Consider the following 19,289-nt stretch of genomic DNA (forward strand, 5'->3'; position numbering starts at 1 on the left):
TATCTTTACAGCCCGTTTGATGCCTCTTCGCTATGTTCCTAATAACCCAGAAAATTCCCTTTGCTACCCTGCTTCCCTCCTTTGAGGGCGACTTGTATTTTGATGAATCGCCCGAACACACGGCCCAACGAATTCTGTATGCAACCGATGCGTCGGTATATCAGGAAATGCCAATAGCGGTAGCGCTGCCTAAATCGGTTGCCGACATCAAGATGCTACTCCGATTTGCCCAACAGCATAACATTGGGCTAATTCCCCGCGCGGCTGGTACGTCGCTGGCCGGGCAGGTAGTTGGGAGCGGCATCGTCGTCGATATATCCAAGTATTTTGGAAAAATCCAGGAAATCAATGCCGACGAAAAATGGGTGCGCGTTCAGCCGGGCGTTATCCGCGACGACCTGAATGCTTTTCTGAAACCCCACGGGTTACTGTTCGGCCCCGAAACCAGTACGGCCAGCCGGGCGATGATTGGCGGCATGATTGGCAACAACTCCTGCGGCTTACACTCCATCATCTGGGGCACTACCCGCGATCACCTGCTTGAAGTCCGGGCGGTATTGAGCGACGGAACCGAGGTCACCTTCGGGCCGCTCTCGCAGGACCAGTTCGACGCGAAATGTAACGGTGAAAACATAGTAAGTCCCCTCGAACAGCGCCTATACGTTCAATTCCGCGACTGGCTCTCGAAACCGACGGTTCAACAACACATCCGCGAAGGCTACCCCAAACCAACCGTCACCCGCCGAAATACAGGCTACGCGCTGGATGCGATGATAAAATTTTGGGAGGAAAGGGAGAAAGGGGACGAGAGGGAGGAAAGGAGCCCTAATCGGTCAGCCCCTTTCCTCTCCTCCCCTTCCTCCCTTTACTCCCCCTCCTCCCCCCAATTCAACTTCTCCCACCTCATCGCGGGCTCAGAAGGAACACTTTGCTTTATTACCGAAGCAAAACTCAATCTGCTCCCGCTGCCACCGAAAGAAACTGCGCTGGTTTGTGCTCATTTTCAAACCATTCGCCAATCGCTCGAAGCGAACCTGGTGGCGCTGGCACATAACTGCTCGGCATCGGAACTGGTGGATGATTACATCCTGCAACTGACCAAAACCAACATCGAGCAGCTTAAAAACCGGGCGTTCGTAGAAGGTGATCCAAAGGCCATTCTGATGGTTGAATTTTTTGACGATACCGTAGAAGGCGTTGGAAAAAAGGCGAAGGCGTTTGTAGATGAGTTGAAGCTGAAAGAACTGGGCTATACATATCCTATCCTGTTCGACGAAGACACCAAAAAACCGTGGGCGTTGCGAAAGGCGGGACTGAGTATCATGTACAATATTCCCGGCGATGAGAAACCAGCTAACGTCATTGAAGACACCGCCGTAGATGTTCACGACCTACCCGATTATATCGATGAACTGGACAAAATGGCCTGGGAGAACCACGGTCTGAAACTGGAATACTCAGCCCATGCCGGGGCGGGAGAAATCCACGTTCTGCCGCTGATCAATCTTAAGTCGTCAACAGGACGGGCGAACTTCCGGGCGTTGCTCCTGGATACGGCGGCACTTGTCAAAAAATACGGTGGTTCGCTCTCTGGCGAGCACGGCGACGGCCGACTTCGGGGTGAGTGCATTGCTTTTATGCTCGGGCCCGAAAACTTCCAGTTGTGCAAGGATGTAAAAGACCTGTGGGACCCACACAATACGTTCAATCCGGGCAAAGTGGTGAATACGCCCCCCATGAACGAGTCGCTGCGGTCGGAGGCCGATGTGGTTATTCCCCAACCAAAAACCATTTTCGACTTCTCGAAAGATGGGGGAATGCTCGAACTGGCCGAGAAGTGCTCGGGTTCCGGCGATTGCCGAAAAACCGAAATCTCGGGTGGAACGATGTGCCCCAGCTACATGGCTACCCGGCGTGAGCACGATACGACACGGGCACGCGCCAATATCCTGCGGCATTTTTACAGCAATCAATCTACGCCAACCGAAAATGACTACGAGGCCGTAAAAGATGTGCTGGATTTATGTCTGTCATGCAAAGCCTGCAAAGCCGAATGCCCATCGAGCGTGGACATGGCGCGCATGAAAGCTGAGTTCACTCAGCAGAAATACAGGGAAAGCGGAATTCCTCTACGAGCGCGTTTGATCGGCAATTTCACCAGCCTGATGAAAATGGCCAGCCTCGTACCCTGGGCCTACAACGGGTTCTATGAAACATCGGCTCTACGTCGGATCGCGAACCGTGCCGTTGGCTTCCACCCCGACCGGACCATGCCCGAAATGGCAAAGACGACCTTACGAAAGTGGTGGTGGGAACAGAAAAAAGAGGAAAACGAACGGATAGGCCGCGAGAAGCGAAACAATTACACGCCATCAGGCCTACCGGATGCATCGGAGCCAAAACCCGGTTCCGTATTGCTGTTCGCCGATGAGTTCACAAATTATAATGACGTAGAAGTTGGCAAAAAAGCCATTCAGTTGCTGGAGCGTCTGGGTTATACAGTAGCCCTCCCCAATCATGATGAAAGTGGCCGGACGTATTTGTCAAAAGGGTTGGTGGATGAAGCTAAGAAACTGGCGATTCGTAATGTTACGATCTTCAAAGACATCGTTACCGACGAAACGCCCCTGATTGGTCTGGAACCCTCAGCTATCCTAACCTTCCGGGATGAATACCCCGACCTTGTTCCGGCAGAGTTAAAAGCCGATTCCTTACGTATCGCCCAAAACGTCTTCCTGTTCGAGGAATGGCTCGCTCGTGAAGCCGACGCTGGCCGAATTAACCGTAGTTTGTTCACGACTAAAACTGAATTGGTGAAGGTTCACGGCCACTGCCACCAGAAAGCCTTGTCGTCAATGATTCCAGTCAAGAAGGTGTTGTCGTTACCCAAAAACTATAACGTCCAGCTAATTCCATCAGGCTGCTGCGGTATGGCGGGTTCGTTTGGTTTCGAGACCGAACATTACGATTTGTCCATGCAAATTGGTGAGTTGGTGTTGTTCCCAGCCGTTCGTAAGGCCGAAAACGCCATTATCTCAGCAGCAGGCACCAGTTGCCGCCATCAGATCAAAGACGGAACGGGCCGTAAAGCCCAGCACCCCGCCGAGATTTTGTTTGATGCGTTGATGTAACGCGGTCACGCTACAAAAAACCTTTTGCGTTCTCAGTGGTTCTCCATAGACCTAAAACATTCCCAATAGTCATGGAAAATTCAAATTCTTCAGCCCTTAGTGACGGAGCACAACAAGCCAATCTGGTATCCAACGAAAACGCAGAAGCGATGTTCGGTGCCGACCAGGCTGAAACAAATATGGTTAAACTCGTGGACGGTAAACTAACGTCCATTGGCGATACCGAAGACGACGTAGTAGACGGTCAACTTGCTAACCGATATAGCTCCGATGAAGAGCGGACGTTGCAGGGAGACGCATCACGCGGTAAAACCTACGAAAATTCAGATGCCTCTTTACATGTAGGTACTGGCGTAGATGAAGACAACCTGCCAAACGATCCAATTGCCGTTGGCGACATTACCGGAAATCCCGATGCAGGTTCGACCGTAGCCACGGGTTTATCGTCGGAAGATGAACCCACTACACCGACCAATTCGTTTGGTAGCTGGAACATCATCGGAAGCAGCAATGGCTTTGGCAACTACCCATCTGGCGATATGATTCCGTCGACACCCGGCTCGCCAAATCCAATTCAACCGGTGCCGGGCATTCCGGAAACACCACCAACACCACCCGTACCAGGGCCAGAAATTCCTGAAATGCCGGGAACACCCAAGCCCGACGTACCGGAAGTTCAGGACCCCAGCGAACCCGATCGTTCACATGAGATCAATGCGCAGGGCCTCAGCACCTTCACCTCAGCGGCCCCTGGCGTTGTACCGGCAAACGGACCAAAGCCAGACGGACACGTAGCCGAAACGAAGTACGAAGGTTTACCAGAGGCCGCAAAAGCCGTTCCTGGAACCGAGGAAGGAATGGAAGACAAGCCGGACACCGGCGACTCAGCCCGTCCTTACGATGTAAACGCAAAAGACACTGCCGACAATCAACCCGGCGAGCGGCCTGAAGAAGCCAAAGAAGCCCAAAAACTTCCCCGCGAAATGGCCGATGAAAGTAGTATAGCCGCACAAGACATGGTGTCGGGGCCAGATCGCTCCGATCAGAAATCAACCGAAGGCCTCGACCGGAAGTATAATGATCCGGAAGCCGCCCGCGAAATGGCGAGTTAATAGTTCTTTAAACCGCAAAGAGCGCAAAGGAAAGCGCAAAGTTCGCTAAGGATTTTCTCTGCGACCTTTGCTCCTCCTTTGCGCTCTTTGCGTTTAAAACATACCTTTAACTCAAAATTCTAAACTCCATGAAAAAACTACTTTTGCTAGAGCTGGTGTATTGCCTGTTCGCATTCACAGCACCCCCAAAATGGACATCGTTGTTTGATGGCAAGACCATAAAAGGCTGGCACAGTTACCATAAAGATGGCGTTGTTGGCTGGTCCATTGAAGATGGTGCCCTCACGCCCGACGGCACCGGTGGCGACCTCGTAACCGACAAAGAGTACGAAAACTTTGAGCTGGAGTTCGAGTTCAAAATTCCCAAAGGCAGTAACAGTGGCGTGGTCTACAAAATCATCGACAGCCCCGATATCAAATCGACCTATATGTCGGGCCCTGAGTATCAGGTAATCGACGATAAAGGTTACCTGGACGGAGACGGCAAGCCTTACAAATTGAAAGATACCCAAATGACCGGCGCTAACTACGATATGATCCCGCCCTCGGACTTTAGCGTTGCCAAAGCACCTGGTGAGTGGAACAAAGGCCGTATTGTGGTCAATAAAAACCACGTTGAGCACTTCCTGAACGGCAAAAAACTGGTTGATTACGAATACGGCTCCGACAATTGGAAAGCCCTGGTAGCCAAAAGTAAATTTGCCAACTGGCCCTATGCTACGGCACACGCTAAAGGCAAAATCGCCCTGCAAAATCACAGCCCCAAAGAGCGCGTCTGGTACAAGAACATCCAGATTCGGGAGTTGTAGTCCAGTAGAAGCAACAAGGCCACAGATTTAGTCAAATCTGTGGCCTTGTTGCTTCTACGCTTCTATCCTTTTTGTAGTGACTTTTTACAATCTATCAGTACAAACTTAGGACTACGAACCCAGCGCATTGTTTGTTGCCATCATATCCTCGGCCCGTTTCCCTAGCTTAATGTTAGGGAAACGGGCCATTTTTTAGTACAAAATAGCCTGTTCGCAACCAAATCCGGTATATCAAAAAGATGATACTAAACTCATAATCACCGTTTTCTTGTATGAAAAACAAGTCCCTTTTCTTTGCCATGCTTATGGTGGGCTTATCGCTCGGAACGGCCTGGGCCATTCGCGGGCAATTTGGCCATGAATACGGTGCGGCCTGGGCTGGTGCCATTGGTTCCCTGAGTGTTTTACTCGTTGCCAAACGTGCCGATTGGTACGCCAGGGTTTTTACTGCCACCCTGGCTGGTGCTATTGGTTGGGGACTAGGCGGGCTGGCAAGCTATGGCATTGTCGTAGGGTATGGTCGAGACACCGAGTTTATCAATGTCTTTTACGGGCTAACGATGTTATTTGTCATCGGCGGATTGTATGGCTTTCTGGGTGGGGGATTATTTGGGTTAGCCCTAACCGACTCGGCGACCAAACCCGTAAAGTGGTCTGAAGTAATCGTCGAAATGGTTGTAGGCGCGGTGGTGTTTTACTTTTTCATGATTGAAGAATTCGACTGGCGTATGACCCCGCCCCGTTCCGAAATGTGGGCCGCTTGCTTCGGAGCGGCAGTGGCGCTGACCTGGTATCTGGTACGTCACCGATTCGATTCGGCCTTACGCGTAGCCGTGTTTGCCGGTTTAGGCGGTGGCTTTGGTTTTGCTTTTGGTAATTTCCTCCAGGTTCTGGGGCATCTGACCGAAATCAAATTCAATTTTTGGAACGTTATGGAATATTCACTAGGCTTTTTCGGTGGCCTGAGCATGGCCTACGGAACCCTTACATCCGAATGGGAATCGAGCGAAACTACGCAACCAAAAATCCGGGTCTGGTTTCCTTTACTGATAGTAATGTTGGTGATTCCTTACATTGTGTGGCAGCAATCATTTGATTTAGAACGCCTTCAGGGAATTTTCAGCAAAATCGAAGTGGCCCCCGAAAGTCCCATTCTTTGGGGTGTTCAATTGGTGTCAATTGGCATGGTGCTCTCCATGACGATCTGGTGTTGGTTCCATTTTTATCAGAACAAATCCAGCCCGGTCTCTTATTCACAACATGATGTTTTTGCTCTCTCTCTTGGCCATTGGGGGCTGTACATCATGTTCAGCTTATTGATTACGGGTGCTTTTATGAGTGGCTATCGAATTGAGCAGTACTTATACATCGCCAACTGGGTGGTGGTCGCATTTCTGATCGGCAAAACCCACCCCATCTTTACAAGTAAGCCCCTTGCGCCTAAAAAATGGGCGATCAATTTTGGTGGACTACTCGCATTTTTTGCCTTGCTTACATTTCTCCTTATCCATTCTCACGGCGAACTGAAAGGTTCACAAAAGCGATTCGGCGTGCCCCCACCTGCTGATAGTTCCCAGTAGATAAGCATCTGAGCAAATTCTTAACCTGACGGCTATAGTGGGGACACAGAACGAGGGCACAAAAAACCCTTAACATCCTTTAAATAAAACAATTAACCCGACAGACCACTTCACCTCAAATTAGTACGTCCCAGCCTCTAATTTTTGAGAGGTCGCCGAACCCGGCAGTTTCAGCATAGCGATCGAGTTGGGCGTAATCGTTACCGAATACGAGATACCCTGCCCTACCCGTTTCCACGAAGACCGAATCGTGCCGTACGGGCTGTCGTGGGTAGCTTCGAAGTGATCAAGGCCAGTCACGAAATGGGGTTCCAGCAATACGTTTTTAAAGCCTGGATGCACGGGGTCTGGTTTGATACCACCGAGGACTTTGTAATACCAGGCCCCGATTTCGCCAAACATAATGTGGTTCATCGAAATATCACTTTTCGCGTCGATCGGCCAGTTTTCAAGGATGAGGCTTTCTGCGCGAACGTATAAAGCTCCCGGCAGACATCCCACCGGGGCTTTACAAATCAACCTTAACCTATCTTGGAAAAGCTTTTTATTCTTTTGAAGTCATATATGAAAACTTCATTAGGGCAACGCAAAGGCAACGTAACTATCCCCTTTGGGGACGCCTAACTTTGCCCCTCCACAGGCGACTACGATATATTGTTTCCCATTCACTTCATAGGTGCTGGGCGTTGCAAAACCAGCCGCTGGCAATTGGGTCTGCCATAACAAGTGGCCTGTTTTCTTGTCGTAGGCCCGAAACATCCCATCTTTGGTAGCCGCAATAAATAGTAAACCTCCCTTTGTGATGACCGGACCACCGTAGTTTTCGGTCCCAGTTGGCGGAATGCCTTGTTTCGTCAGTTCGGCAAATTCACCCAGCGTCTTTTGCCAAACCTGCTGGCCCGTATTGAGGTCGATAGCCGTTAAGGTTCCCCAGGGTGGCTTAATGGCCGGGTAGCCTTTATTATCTAAAAATTTCGTGTAGCCATTGAAACGATAAGGAACGTAGGGACCAGGTTTAGCGGTCGTGCCGGAGGTCGTAGCTACTGTTTCTACTTTCTCATCATTAAACAAAAACGCGAGCAATGCCTCTTTTTGCTCGGTCGTAATAACCGAGAAGCCAGGCATCATGCCTTTACCGCTGGTAATTAGCTTGGATACATACGCCCGGTCGCGCCGTTGGCTGATGTTGACCAGGGATGGATAACCACTTGACGGATTCCCGTTTCGGTCCGGCCCATGACACGCCACGCAATAGGTTGTATAGAGTCGATTACCCGGACTCAACTGAGCCAGTTCGTCCACTTTCAGTGTAGCACTAAGGCTGAACAGCCAGGCCATTTCGTTGGCATTCACATATAGAATACCGTCAGGGTCAACCGCAGCCCCACCCCATTCCGGTCCACCGTCGGCACCCGGTAGTAGCAGTGTCGGCGTTTTGCTTAATGGCTGAAACGGTCCTTTCTTTGCCCGTCGATACTGCGCTACCAGCGAATCACGATTGGCAGCATAGGGGCTTAACTCCGTTTCGGTAATGGTTTGTCGGGCAAAAGGCGAGGGTAAAGTTGGAACGGGTTGCGTTGGCCAGGCCATTTCATCAGGCAAAGACGATTTAGGAACGGGCACTTCCCGAATTGGGAAAAGCGGCTTACCGGTTACACGGTCAAAAATAAAGACATGCGCACTCTTGGTCACCTGGGCTACCGCATCAATCGTCTTTATCAAGCCAGACCTGTCCTTCTGGTGAAGAGTAATCAGGTTAGGCGGAGCTGGTAAATCGCGGTCCCAGATGTCATGGTGAACCAGTTGGTAATGCCAGATTCGTTTGCCGGTCCGGGCGTTCAGTGCCAGTAAACAATTGGCGAACAGGTTCTGGCCTTTGCGATTTCCGCCATAAAAATCAAACCCAGCCGACCCCGTCGGTACGTACAGAATCCCACGCTTACGATCAACCGCCATGCCCGCCCAGTTATTAGCGGCTCCTACGTCCGTATTTTTATAGACATCTTTAGGCCAGGTTTCATAGCCGTATTCGCCTGGGTGCGGAATGGTGTGAAAGACCCAGGCCAATTTACCCGTCCGAACATTAAACGCCTGAATGGAGCCGGGGGCCGCATCCGCTCCCTCCGAAACGCGTAGGGGCATGAACAGCAAATCCTCGAAAAGTGTACCCGGTGTATTCGAAATCACAAATTTAGCCTTCGCCGATTCCCCTAATCCGACTTTCAGACTCACCCGGCCATGCTCTCCAAAGCTGAGAATCGGTTGTCCGGTTTGGGCATTGATCGCATATAGCCAGGAGCCATAGGCATACAACAGTCGCGCGGGTTCGGGGTCTCCGGCTTTATTACTTTTCCAATACGTAACCCCCCGGTTGGTGTTGAACGTTTTGGTATCCGGTTCCACGTAACGCCACTTCTGTTGACCCGTAGCGGCATCGAGCGCAAAAAGCTGATTCGATGCCGTGACGCCGTAGAGCGTACCATCCACAATAATTGGGTTGCACTGCACCTGACCCGAGTCGCGGGAATGATATTCCCAGGCAACCTTAAGCTGACTAACATTACTTGTATTGAGCTGGGTTAGCGTTGAATAATGATTACGGTCTGGCCCGCCTAAATACTCCGGCCAGTCGGAAGCCGACTCAGGTTCTCCAGGTATATAGATCAGTTGAGCAGCCGTTAAGATAACGGCCAATAAAAAAAGAACAGGAAGAATACTGCGTTTCATTATACCTATAACTTAAGCACTGATTAACCCACTTAAAAGCCGTAGGCTTGGCCTATATGGTAGGGACGCGGCTTCAGCCCGTCCCATGCGCCAGACAATGTCAATTGAAAAATCCTGTTGGGATGACCGATATCAATTCCTAATTCCCCGAATAAATTCGAGGGCGATAAAATCGGCCATCCCGACGGGATTTTTCAATTAATGCCACCGACTTAGCTTATAGATTCGCTTAGTAGCCGGGATTCTGTTTCAGTGTTGGCTGGCCAGCAACAAAGCTCTGCGTGATGGCATAATCTGGAATGGGCTGGTATTCACTTTTGTTTTTGGTAAACTTAACCCCGCTGCCCAGCGCCAGCGAACGACGCACGCTTTCCCTGGGCAAATATTCGGAGTTAATCACCTGATCGGCAATGCCCCAGCGAACCAGATCGAAAAAGCGGTGACCCTCCATCCCCAACTCGATTCTCCGTTCAAACCGAACGGCTTTTCGGGCAATATCTTTGCTGGCCCAGGCCGTAGCATAGGGACTAACTACATATTTGGCGGCATTGGCGGTTCCGTCCAGCGTTTTGATGGGTGAAGCCGCAGCCCGGGCACGAACGCGATTGACGTATTCACGCGCTTTATCCAGACTACCCACCTCTACTTCGCACTCAGCCGCCATCAATAACACATCGGCAAACCGCATCAGATCATAATTCAAGGCGCTGGCAATGCCAAAACTAGCCCGAACCACCTGCCCCGAACTATACTCGACCGAGGAGAAAACGTGTTTCTTCCCCGTGAAGGGTCCACCATTGGTAATCGACTCGCCAGGAGGAGCCGTGAAAGCCACACCCGTCATCATACCCCAGTCCAGATAGGGAATACCCCGGCGTCCAACGGTATGGTCTAAACGAGGGTCCAGATTCCCCGCATAGGGCGTAAACGGGCTGGCGTCCGGCACTGTCTCATTCGAGGTAACATCAACGTCGTTATAGGTATCGAGCAGGGGCAGGCCATTTTCATCCGTTCGAAACGCGTTGACCAGGTTTTGCGATGGCCGATAAAACCAGGAGTTCGTACCACCCGCAATGCCGTTGGGATAACAAAGGATCGCTTCCCGAAACCCGTTCGTATTGTCGCTGGCCCCATCCCCAATGGCACTTTGTACCTCCAGCATCGACTCTTTACTGTTTTGGGTCACGATGCGAAAATTCTCACCAAAACCCGTCGTTAAGTCCAGCTTTACGCCCTGGCTGGTTTTGCCCTGGCCAATAATAACGTCAAATAATGCCTTGGCCTCCGTGAATTTATTCTGATACAGATACGCCTTGGCCAGATACGCCCCTGCCGTCCATTTATTGACCCGGCCTTTTCCCGTTTTTACTTCGTCCAGATTATCATAAGCAAATTTGAAATCGGTTTCCAGTTGGGGCCATATGTTGACATAGTTACCACTTGCATCGGTATTCGGGATTTTGTAGTCGGTAGCTTTTTCATCCACGAAGGGAATGTTGCCAAAGATTTTCTTCCCCTCAAAATGATGGAAAGCCCGCAGGAAACGAGCCTCGCCCTCGATCTGTTTTTTCAGAGCCTCCGTCAAGGCAGGATCGGTTGCTTTCGTTAGCTCTTTCAAGACGATATTGGCCCGGCCAACACCATCGAAAATACCATTCCAGCGGGCCAGTAATTGAGAGTTCGTGGTGGGAGTTGCATACTGCATCACCTGGTTAATTTCGCTTTGGTCGGTGAAGTTAGTGCCGCCTTTATACGCATCTCCCCCGGTTATGCTGCCCCAAATCCAGTTGTAGGTTCCACTCAGGCCCAGAAAATTGGCTGATAAATTCCCATCCAGCGTCGCATACGCATCGATTAAAAACCCATCGATCCCTTTTTTGCTGAGTAAATCACTTTCGTTATAAACGCCCTGAGGCCCCAGGTCAAGAAATTGTTGCTTGCAGGCCGAAAGCGTAGCCAGCGAAAGCAGTAAGGTGAGTGCCGTATTAGTTAGAATCGGTTTCATAGCGGAATGTCGGAGTTAAAAGGATACGTTTAGGCCCAGTAAAAACTGACGCGGATTGGGATAGCCGGAGTAGTCAACGCCCAGATTCTGGTCGCTGCTGGCCGTTTGCTCAACCGACGCGCCCGATACGAGTCCTAGGTCAGGATCGGCTCCGGTGTATTTGGTAATGGTGAAGAAATTCTGCGCCTGCGCGTAGATTCGGAGGTTACTCAGCTTGATAGTCTTTAGTAACGCCTTGGGAAAGCTGTAGCCCAGTTGGATGGTTTTACCCCGCAGATACGACCCGTTCTCTACATAAAATGAACTCGAATTACCCGTTACAAAGGCCGTATAGCCATTGGTGGCCCCTACCCCCAATTGGGGCGTTTTGGCGGTAGCGGCAGTTTCGGGTGTCCAGGCATCATATAGCTTCCCAGAAGCAACAGAGCCACCTAACACGCCCATGTACGTAAAGTACTTGGTGTAATTATAAAGTTGATTTCCCTGGTTCCAGAACACAAAACTGCTCAGATCAAACCCTTTCCAGCGAAAACCGAGGTTCAATCCCATTTGGAACTTGGGATGAGGAGATCCCAGTACGGTTCGGTCGGCTGTGGTGATATTACCATCTCCGTTCACGTCTTTGTATTTCCAGGAACCTACCACACCCGACGCGCCATTGATTTTAGGGCCCGCATCGACCTCTGCCTGGTTATTATAAAAACCATCGATTTGATACCCGTAAAAGGACGAGACAGCTTGCCCCTGTGTTGTAATCAGGGCATTGGTTATCCGGCTCGCGGCTACCAGCTGCGCTGTATTTTCGTCGTTGAGTTTGGTTAGCTGGTTTTTGTAGTGAGTAAATGTCAGGGTTGCATCATAGCTCAGATCTGAGGTGATATGCCCCTGATTCGTTAGTTGCAGGTCGATACCCGTATTGCGCATGGTTCCCAGATTAACCAATGGCTTGGTCACCAGCAATTCCAGTCCATTTCGCAGACTCGGCACCAGTAAGTCGCGCGTGTTTTTTGTATAGACGTCGACCGCGAAACTCCATTTTCCCTGCAGAATGGTGGCATCCAGACCAATATTGGTGGTTTCGGTGGTTTCCCATTTGGTTTGCAGATTCCCCTGAGAGCTAGCCCCATAGCCCTGCGTTGAGCCGATGTTAACGCCATTGACATCGTAGTAATTACTGCCCGGTGCAGCGCTATACGTTGAATACTGATTGAAGGCAGGCACGTTGGAGATACTGCCCATCTGACCCCAGCCAGCGCGTAGTTTTAACTCATTGAGCCAGCTGAACGATTTTAGGAAGGCTTCATCGGAAATGCGCCAGCCGACGCCGAGAGATGGAAAATTAGCATAGCGTACATCGGGCCCAAAGAGCGATGAACCATCCCGACGAAAGGTAGCATTGAACAAATACTTGTCGTTGAAAATATAGTCGAGCCGACCGAAGTAGGAAAACAATGAATTGCTGAATAGCAGCGTGTTCCGGTTAATATCCGCGTCGTTGGCACTAACATCACCCAGCGACTGTGGCAAACCTGTATTGAGCGATAGAAAATTGTTGGACTCAAAATCGTAGTTGCTTTTGGCCCCAAACAAACCTCGTCCTGTATTTTTAATGGCTTCGGTACCGAGCAAAACCTTTATATCGTGCAACTGAGCAAACTTTTTCTGGTACGTCAGGGTGTTACTCCAGGTCCAGCTCAGGTAATTATTCGAAGCTTCGGTCAACTGGGTCACTCTCCGTGACTGGCTGGCTTCGTATTCTTTCAGAAAGGCCCGCTGAAGCGTTCCGTTGCGTGCATCAATACCAATGGATGTTCGCAAGGCCAGACCTTTGCGGATGTTCACCTGGGCAAAGACATTCCCGAACGCTCTCAGATTCTGGTTGGTCCAGTCTTTCCGGCGCTCCAGATACGATACCGGATTATAGCCAACACCGGCCGTTCCACCAACGAGTGAGCCCCCGTAGCCACCCTTGATATCATAAACGGGTATAAACGAGGCACTTCGGAGTGCATACGCCCAGGCGCTGGTTTCACCAATTACGGTGGCATCACCCCGCCGGTTGTCGTACGATACCTGAAGGTTTTCGCCCACGGTTAAGAAACTGGTCGGACTAAAGCTGGAATTAAGCCGCAGCGAATACCGATCGTAGCCCGTGTTTTTAAAGGTGCCCTGCTGATTAAAATAATTCATACCCAGCGAAAAGGTCGATTTATCATTGCCTCCGCTAGCCGTTAACTGGTGGCTCTGAATAATGCCCTTTTGCGACATGGCATCGAACCAGTTGGTACCCGGACTCGTCTGAAAAATCTGGTACGGATTCGTATAATCAGCGATGGTATATAAATCTGGATTCGCACGGGGATCACTCGCCGATACACCCCCTTTGAATCCATTGCTAACGATGTAGCGATCGGGAATGGCAAACGAGCCATGTTGCCCAAAAATTGGGTCTACAAACGTGGTTGCGGTTGTTTTATCCAGATACGTCAGCAATTCACTGGTATTTAACAGCTTAGGAATTCGGTTGAGCGGGGTTGACTGGACGCCATAATAGGTATCGTAGGTCAGGGTTGTTTTGCCCATTTTTCCGCCTTTCGTCGTTATAATAATGACCCCATTGGCAGCTCTGGCTCCATAGATCGATGCCGAGGACGCATCTTTCAGCACCTGGATCGATTCTACATCCTGCGGATTAATTCGTGAGGCATCGGTTGTTGGAACACCGTCGATCACATAAAGTGGATTGTTGTTTCCATAGGAGGCAAATCCTCGAATACGAATGGATGCCGAACTACCGGGATCGCCGGTGCTACTAACGGTAACACCCGCTGCCCGACCCTGCAATTGCGCGACCAGATTGGCGGAAGGAGTCGCATTCAGATCGCTGGCTTTTACAACGGACACCGCTCCGATAATGTCTTTTTTCTGCTGGGTAGTATAGCCCGTTACCACTACTTCGGTGAGCTGGTTATTACTCGCTTCCAGTTGAACATTGATTTCGGTTCGATTGCCCACTGTAACATCTTTGGCGTTATAACCGACGAAGCTGAACGTTAAAATGGCGTTCGCATCGGGAACGCCAATCCGATACATACCCCGCGCATCGGTTGTTGTGCCACGCGTCGTTCCTTTAACTACCACCGTAACACCTGGCAGCTCTTCACCGGTTTCGCTCTTGACGGTTCCTGTGAGTTGCCGGTCGTCTGCCTGCTCCGACGAAAATACAGGAACAACAGCAGCTACTTTCTGGGCTTCGTCGGGACTTATACTAGAGACCGGTTTACGGTTTCGTTTGAGCATGATCTGGCCATTTACAAACCGATAGTCGATGCGTAGTGGCGACAGTAATTTATCCAGAACCGTAGCCAGAGATTCATTAGCCACGCTAACACTCACAGGTTCATTTACCGGAATCATGTTCCGGCTATACGCAAACCGAACGCCGGTCTGGCCCTCGATTTCGGCCAGCGCTTTTTGCAGCGACACATGGTCTAACCGCAGATTAACAGGCTTTTTCAGAATATCCTGCGCATCGGTTTTGCCCGCGTAGGCAACAGCTGTGAGTAGCGAAATCAGCAAAAGTTGTAGTACAGATAACCGCATAATGAAGCAGGCCAACTTGCTTTTCGTAAAAAACTTCATAAGTTTGGATTGATTAAATTGAACAATAAGAAGCCTTCCATCACCTCAGAAGTGATGGCATTTCAGGGGGCTTCGTTCGGAATCAGGTCGAGCTGCCAAAGCGAGTGCTGCAATCACTCGTTTTGGCCGACCTTTTTTTAGAAGCGGGTAATGATCGGGGGGGTTCTTTGTCTCATAGAATGGTACAGGTTTAAGGGTTTCTCATTTTTTACTCTACGTTACTACAGCCTTCGCCATTGATCACAATGCGATTTCCCTGCATCTGATAACTAGCCTCCACCAGTTGGGTCGTTATTTCCAGAATCTCCGACAGGCGACTGTTATCGAACGAGGCTTTCAGGCGGCAATTGGCCAGATTAGGATTGGCTAGCTGGATTGTTACGCCGTACTTCTTTTCCAGCCGCTTCATGACTTCACTAAGCGGCTCATCGTCAAACGTGAGCGATACGGGTTGCCAGGTGTTCACCTGCTCCTGCGTTTTCGGGATTTCGGTTGAGGTTAGCTGACCGGACGAAGCCTCAAAAACGGCCTGCTGGCGGGGCAATAACAGCACGGCTTTTTCCTGACCTTTACGATCCGGAATCGAAACAGATACCTTACCCGTTACAACTGATACTTCAAAGCGGGATTGATCAGGTGTCGATTTGACATTAAAACTCGTTCCCAGCACTTTTACCAGCAAGGCATGGCTCTTCACCAGAAAAGGGCGGGTTGGGTCTTTGGTTACGTCAAAAAATGCTTCTCCTTCAAGGCTTACTTCACGCGATGTTTTAGAGAATGCGCCAGCCGTATAGCGAAGTTCGGTATCTGGGTTTAACCAGACTAAACTTCCGTCCGGCAATTGATGCCTGGTTACGCGTGTTTGGGTATTTACAATCACGACATCGCCCGCAACGGACACGGCTTCCGTTTTTGGTTTCTTTAAATACATGAACAGGCCAAAACTCGCTACGAGTACCACCATAGCGGCAGCCGCATACCGAATAAAGACTGTTGTAAGCGAGCGAATCTTGCCAACGGGTTGTAGCTGTCCATCGGTTTTCTGGCCAAGTAAAGCCTGCACTTTTTTCAAATGCAGGGGCTGATCAAACGCATACTGGTCAACCTCTCCCTCATTCAGTGATGCATACCATTCTTCTACCCGATAGACCTCCTCCGCCGTACAGTTTCCCTCCGTATACCGTTTTAGCAATTCGGGCGAAATGGCATGTTTGCTCATGATTTAGTTCTGTCAAATACCCAATTAATACCAGCTTATAGATACAAGACGCACGAAACGGCAACAACCCTAGTGGGATTTGAAGAAATTTTATAATAAATGCTGTTTGAAAGTTTAGTAGTATTGCGACTGCATGAGTTGGCGAGTCGATGAGTAACAAGTACGACGATATTGACGATACGGTGTTGTGGCAATTGGTGAAGGTAGAGTCCGACTCGCTCGCCTTTGCGGAGTTGCATCGCCGTTTTTCGGCTAAACTGTATGCCCTGGCCTACCGTAAAACGGGCAATCGTGAAGCGGCTGAAGATTTGGTGCAGGATTTATTCGTATCACTCTGGGTGCAGAAAGACCATATTTCGATCGAAAAAGCCGTTGCGGTCTATCTGTTTTCGGCCCTTAAAAACCGAATTATTTCCCATCTGCGGAAACAGCTAATTCACCAATCCTTTTCCCTGAACGAGCTGGATTCGGAGTTGCTGGTTGCGCACTCCGCCAATACGGTGCAGGACTGGATCCAACTTAACGAGGTGCAGGAAGTGTACGATCGGGAACTGGGAAATCTGCCCGAAAAAAGCCGCCAGGTTTTTGAACTCAGTCGGAGTGGTTTAGCCAATAAGGAAATTGCCGAACTGTTGGGGCTGGCCGAAAAAACCATTGAATTTCACATCAGTAAATGCCTGCGTGTTCTCCGGGTGAAGCTACTGGATATTGTGGTAATTTTCCTGACCTCGTTTTTGTTGAACCGGTAGTTCGGTTTGTTTGGCCTCCTCCACTTGCCGTTTCCGAAACCAGTTAGCCAGCGCCGAACCCGTCACATTTTGCAACGGGCCAAAAATCGCCGACGCTAGCCCGACGGTAGCCACTTTGCCCATTTGCAACGCCAGCCCTGTAGCGACTCCGCCATTCTGCATGCCTACCTCAAACGCAATCGTCCGGCGGTCTTTTTCGGGTAGGCCAGCCAATAGGGCGGTCAAATAACCCACACTCAGACCGATCATATTGTGTAAGAGACAGGTAATGATCAGCAGCCCCCCTACCTGTAACAGATTATCGCGCCCGGAAGCAGTAATGATCACCGTATTGATCACAATACCCAGCATGGCGGCAAACGAAAGGCAGTTTTCGATCATCGCCCGGCTAATCTGTGGTCGCTTTTTGAGGAGAATAGCAACCAGCATGGGTAGCCCATAAAACCAGAAAAAGGACGTACCCAGCGCCATCAGGAACTTGCCGATCGGTTGGTTGACAATGAGTTGAAGCAGCCCATTGGTCAGGCCAATAATTCCGGCGAACGCAACGAGCTGAATGGTTTTAGCCCGTTGTGTTTCCTGCCCGTAGTAGAACAGGTTAAAGATGAAACCCGCCACAATTGGGATGATGATCATGTTCGTGATGTCGATCATCATGTGGGCAATATCGATTTCGACATACTGCCCACCGAGCCATTTCATCAGAAACGGAGTAACAAAAGGCGACAGTATGGTTGAGCAGGCGCCAATAGTAACCGCCAGGGCCAGATTAGCACCTGACAAATAAGACATTACATTGGATGCCATCGCACTGGACACGCAACCAATCAGAATAACACCTCCGGCAATTTCGGGAGGGAAGTCGAATAGATGAGATAGCGAAAACCCGACCAGCGGCATAATAATGAAATGGCAGCCGATGCCGATAAAGACGCCTTTTGGCATTTTAATCACCCCTTTGAAATCATTGAAACTCATGTGCGCCCCCATACCAAACATGGTCAATTGCACAAACGGGACGATCAGTCGCTTGAGTTGAAAATCCCCGACGGTAAAGAAATAAGCCGGGTAGAACATGGCCACGCTCACCGCAGCCAGAATCCAGATCGTATACGAAAACCCTTTCAGGGCCGAGAAGCCACGAAAGGCAATGGCCAGTAAAACCAGGGCCAGCACCAGCAGTGGCCCTACCGGAAACGGGCTACCTGCCAGCGTGAGTACACCCGTACCCAGCAGTAGCAGGCTAGCCAGTGTCAACAGAATTGAGGAGAAACGCATAGGAATGAGGAGTCAGGCAAGCGAACTAGTGGTTAATAAGGTCGGCAGGAGCTAATGGATACTCATGACAGAGATAACAGATACGGGCTTCATCTTCGTCGATTTCCGGGAATCGAACGCCGTAATCGACCAGAAAAACGTTGTCGTTCAGGTCATCGCAAACGCTCGAAATCTCGGCACTCAGCGTATAGCCGATCCCATCGACCTGCCAGCCCGTTCCTTCTTCACCCCAGAACTGGTGAATCGTTCTTGGATGAATCGTCAGGCTTTCGCCCGGTCGTAAGCGGACAATATCGCCCGGCCCTAACCGACGCGAACAACCGTCGACCTGGGTTATAAATGTTTCGTTAGACGGATTGCCCTCGGCATCGGCTTTGGTCAGCTGAACCAGTACATTACCGCCCGCCCGGCAAATGATATCTTCCCGTTTCGAGAGATGAAAATGAGCCGGAGCCCGCTGATTCTCAGGATCGATCAGCCATTTTTCGGCGTATTGCTTCGGATAAGCCGAATTATTCGTCCGGCCGTTACGAACGGTGAACAACGTTCGGCCAATGTTGTAAAAGTCTTTACTGCCAAAGTCCGTTACATCCCAACCCAGCATGCAATCCCGGATTTCGTTGTAGTCGGGCCCGGCTTGCTGCCACTGTTCAACGGACCAATGGGCAAAAGGTGGCAAATGCATGCCGAAATGAGCAATAACGGTTTTCGCCGTGTTGATGCTGGCGTTGACAATGGATCGTTTTAACTGCATAAACTTTATTGGTTAGTGGTGTTTGATTTTTCAGGAAAAGCGATGCCTATCCTCGTCTACAGACGGGGTTAAGGGCATTTGAACAAATTGGAGAGAAGGTTAAGTGAATTAATGGACAATGTAAAATGTATAATGCACAATCAACAAGGTACTGAAAATCAGTTCATTATTCATTATTCATTATTCATTATTCATTATTCATTATTCATTATTCATTATTCATTATTCATTATTCATTAGTTTAATTAAGAAAACCGGCATACAAGTGGATGGGGCTTTACTA

The 19,289-nt window shown here is 50.0% G+C and carries 12 protein-coding genes; 5 read left to right on the top strand and 7 right to left on the bottom strand.

Annotated elements, in window-relative coordinates; translation table 11 throughout:
• Nucleotides 1–32: 32 nt before the first annotated feature.
• The 4 genes from ACYVGO_RS10380 to ACYVGO_RS10395 all read left to right on the top strand — a co-directional run bounded on the left by ACYVGO_RS10380 (nt 33) and on the right by ACYVGO_RS10395 (nt 6,632).
• Nucleotides 33–3,131 (top strand): FAD-binding protein, encoded by a 3,099-nt coding sequence (locus tag ACYVGO_RS10380; protein ID WP_460969198.1) that lies wholly within the window; start codon nt 33–35, stop codon nt 3,129–3,131.
• 71 nt (nt 3,132–3,202) lie between these two features.
• Nucleotides 3,203–4,243, top strand: a complete 1,041-nt coding sequence (locus ACYVGO_RS10385) for a hypothetical protein (protein WP_460969199.1) — start codon at nt 3,203–3,205, stop codon at nt 4,241–4,243.
• A 128-nt stretch (nt 4,244–4,371) separates the two neighbouring features.
• Entirely contained in the window at nt 4,372–5,052 is a 681-nt protein-coding gene (locus ACYVGO_RS10390; RefSeq protein ID WP_142770925.1) for a 3-keto-disaccharide hydrolase, read from the top strand.
• A gap of 272 nt (nt 5,053–5,324) precedes the next feature.
• The gene (locus ACYVGO_RS10395) at nt 5,325–6,632 is read left to right on the top strand and encodes a hypothetical protein (protein WP_460969200.1); all 1,308 of its coding nucleotides are present in this window, start codon (nt 5,325–5,327) and stop codon (nt 6,630–6,632) included.
• Between the two features lie 120 nt (nt 6,633–6,752).
• Here ACYVGO_RS10395 and ACYVGO_RS10400 read toward each other — a convergent pair whose 3' ends face one another.
• The 5 genes from ACYVGO_RS10400 to ACYVGO_RS10420 all read right to left on the bottom strand — a co-directional run bounded on the left by ACYVGO_RS10400 (nt 6,753) and on the right by ACYVGO_RS10420 (nt 16,225).
• Nucleotides 6,753–7,046: an alpha-L-rhamnosidase C-terminal domain-containing protein gene (locus tag ACYVGO_RS10400; protein WP_460969201.1), complete on the bottom strand. Its 294-nt coding sequence runs from the start codon at nt 7,044–7,046 to the stop codon at nt 6,753–6,755.
• A gap of 162 nt (nt 7,047–7,208) precedes the next feature.
• The gene (locus ACYVGO_RS10405) at nt 7,209–9,359 is read right to left on the bottom strand and encodes an outer membrane protein assembly factor BamB family protein (protein ID WP_460969202.1); all 2,151 of its coding nucleotides are present in this window, start codon (nt 9,357–9,359) and stop codon (nt 7,209–7,211) included.
• Between the two features lie 229 nt (nt 9,360–9,588).
• Nucleotides 9,589–11,364: a RagB/SusD family nutrient uptake outer membrane protein gene (locus ACYVGO_RS10410; protein ID WP_460969203.1), complete on the bottom strand. Its 1,776-nt coding sequence runs from the start codon at nt 11,362–11,364 to the stop codon at nt 9,589–9,591.
• Between the two features lie 15 nt (nt 11,365–11,379).
• Nucleotides 11,380–15,006 (bottom strand): TonB-dependent receptor, encoded by a 3,627-nt coding sequence (locus ACYVGO_RS10415; protein WP_460969204.1) that lies wholly within the window; start codon nt 15,004–15,006, stop codon nt 11,380–11,382.
• Between the two features lie 208 nt (nt 15,007–15,214).
• Nucleotides 15,215–16,225 (bottom strand): FecR family protein, encoded by a 1,011-nt coding sequence (locus ACYVGO_RS10420; RefSeq protein WP_460969205.1) that lies wholly within the window; start codon nt 16,223–16,225, stop codon nt 15,215–15,217.
• Between the two features lie 149 nt (nt 16,226–16,374).
• Here ACYVGO_RS10420 and ACYVGO_RS10425 point away from each other — a divergent pair, with 149 nt between their 5' ends.
• Nucleotides 16,375–16,974, top strand: coding sequence for an RNA polymerase sigma-70 factor (locus ACYVGO_RS10425; protein ID WP_460969206.1), 600 nt, complete (start codon nt 16,375–16,377; stop codon nt 16,972–16,974).
• On the opposite strand, the gene ACYVGO_RS10430 is transcribed toward ACYVGO_RS10425, so the two are convergent.
• The gene (locus ACYVGO_RS10430) at nt 16,924–18,252 is read right to left on the bottom strand and encodes a bile acid:sodium symporter family protein (RefSeq protein ID WP_460969207.1); all 1,329 of its coding nucleotides are present in this window, start codon (nt 18,250–18,252) and stop codon (nt 16,924–16,926) included. The genes ACYVGO_RS10425 and ACYVGO_RS10430 overlap by 51 nt on opposite strands.
• A gap of 25 nt (nt 18,253–18,277) precedes the next feature.
• Nucleotides 18,278–19,006, bottom strand: coding sequence for a D-lyxose/D-mannose family sugar isomerase (locus ACYVGO_RS10435; protein WP_142770916.1), 729 nt, complete (start codon nt 19,004–19,006; stop codon nt 18,278–18,280).
• Nucleotides 19,007–19,289 lie beyond the last annotated feature (283 nt).

The sequence above is a fragment of the Spirosoma migulaei genome (assembly GCF_054776855.1).

Coding starts and splice junctions, on each gene's coding strand:
- ACYVGO_RS10385 (WP_460969199.1), top strand. CDS start 3,203: ATGGAAAATTCAAATTCTTCAGCCCTTAGTGACGGAGCACAACAAGCC.
- ACYVGO_RS10425 (WP_460969206.1), top strand. CDS start 16,375: ATGAGTAACAAGTACGACGATATTGACGATACGGTGTTGTGGCAATTG.
- ACYVGO_RS10415 (WP_460969204.1), bottom strand. CDS start 15,006: ATGAAGTTTTTTACGAAAAGCAAGTTGGCCTGCTTCATTATGCGGTTA.
- ACYVGO_RS10390 (WP_142770925.1), top strand. CDS start 4,372: ATGAAAAAACTACTTTTGCTAGAGCTGGTGTATTGCCTGTTCGCATTC.
- ACYVGO_RS10430 (WP_460969207.1), bottom strand. CDS start 18,252: ATGCGTTTCTCCTCAATTCTGTTGACACTGGCTAGCCTGCTACTGCTG.
- ACYVGO_RS10410 (WP_460969203.1), bottom strand. CDS start 11,364: ATGAAACCGATTCTAACTAATACGGCACTCACCTTACTGCTTTCGCTG.
- ACYVGO_RS10395 (WP_460969200.1), top strand. CDS start 5,325: ATGAAAAACAAGTCCCTTTTCTTTGCCATGCTTATGGTGGGCTTATCG.
- ACYVGO_RS10380 (WP_460969198.1), top strand. CDS start 33: ATGTTCCTAATAACCCAGAAAATTCCCTTTGCTACCCTGCTTCCCTCC.
- ACYVGO_RS10420 (WP_460969205.1), bottom strand. CDS start 16,225: ATGAGCAAACATGCCATTTCGCCCGAATTGCTAAAACGGTATACGGAG.
- ACYVGO_RS10435 (WP_142770916.1), bottom strand. CDS start 19,006: ATGCAGTTAAAACGATCCATTGTCAACGCCAGCATCAACACGGCGAAA.
- ACYVGO_RS10400 (WP_460969201.1), bottom strand. CDS start 7,046: ATGAACCACATTATGTTTGGCGAAATCGGGGCCTGGTATTACAAAGTC.
- ACYVGO_RS10405 (WP_460969202.1), bottom strand. CDS start 9,359: ATGAAACGCAGTATTCTTCCTGTTCTTTTTTTATTGGCCGTTATCTTA.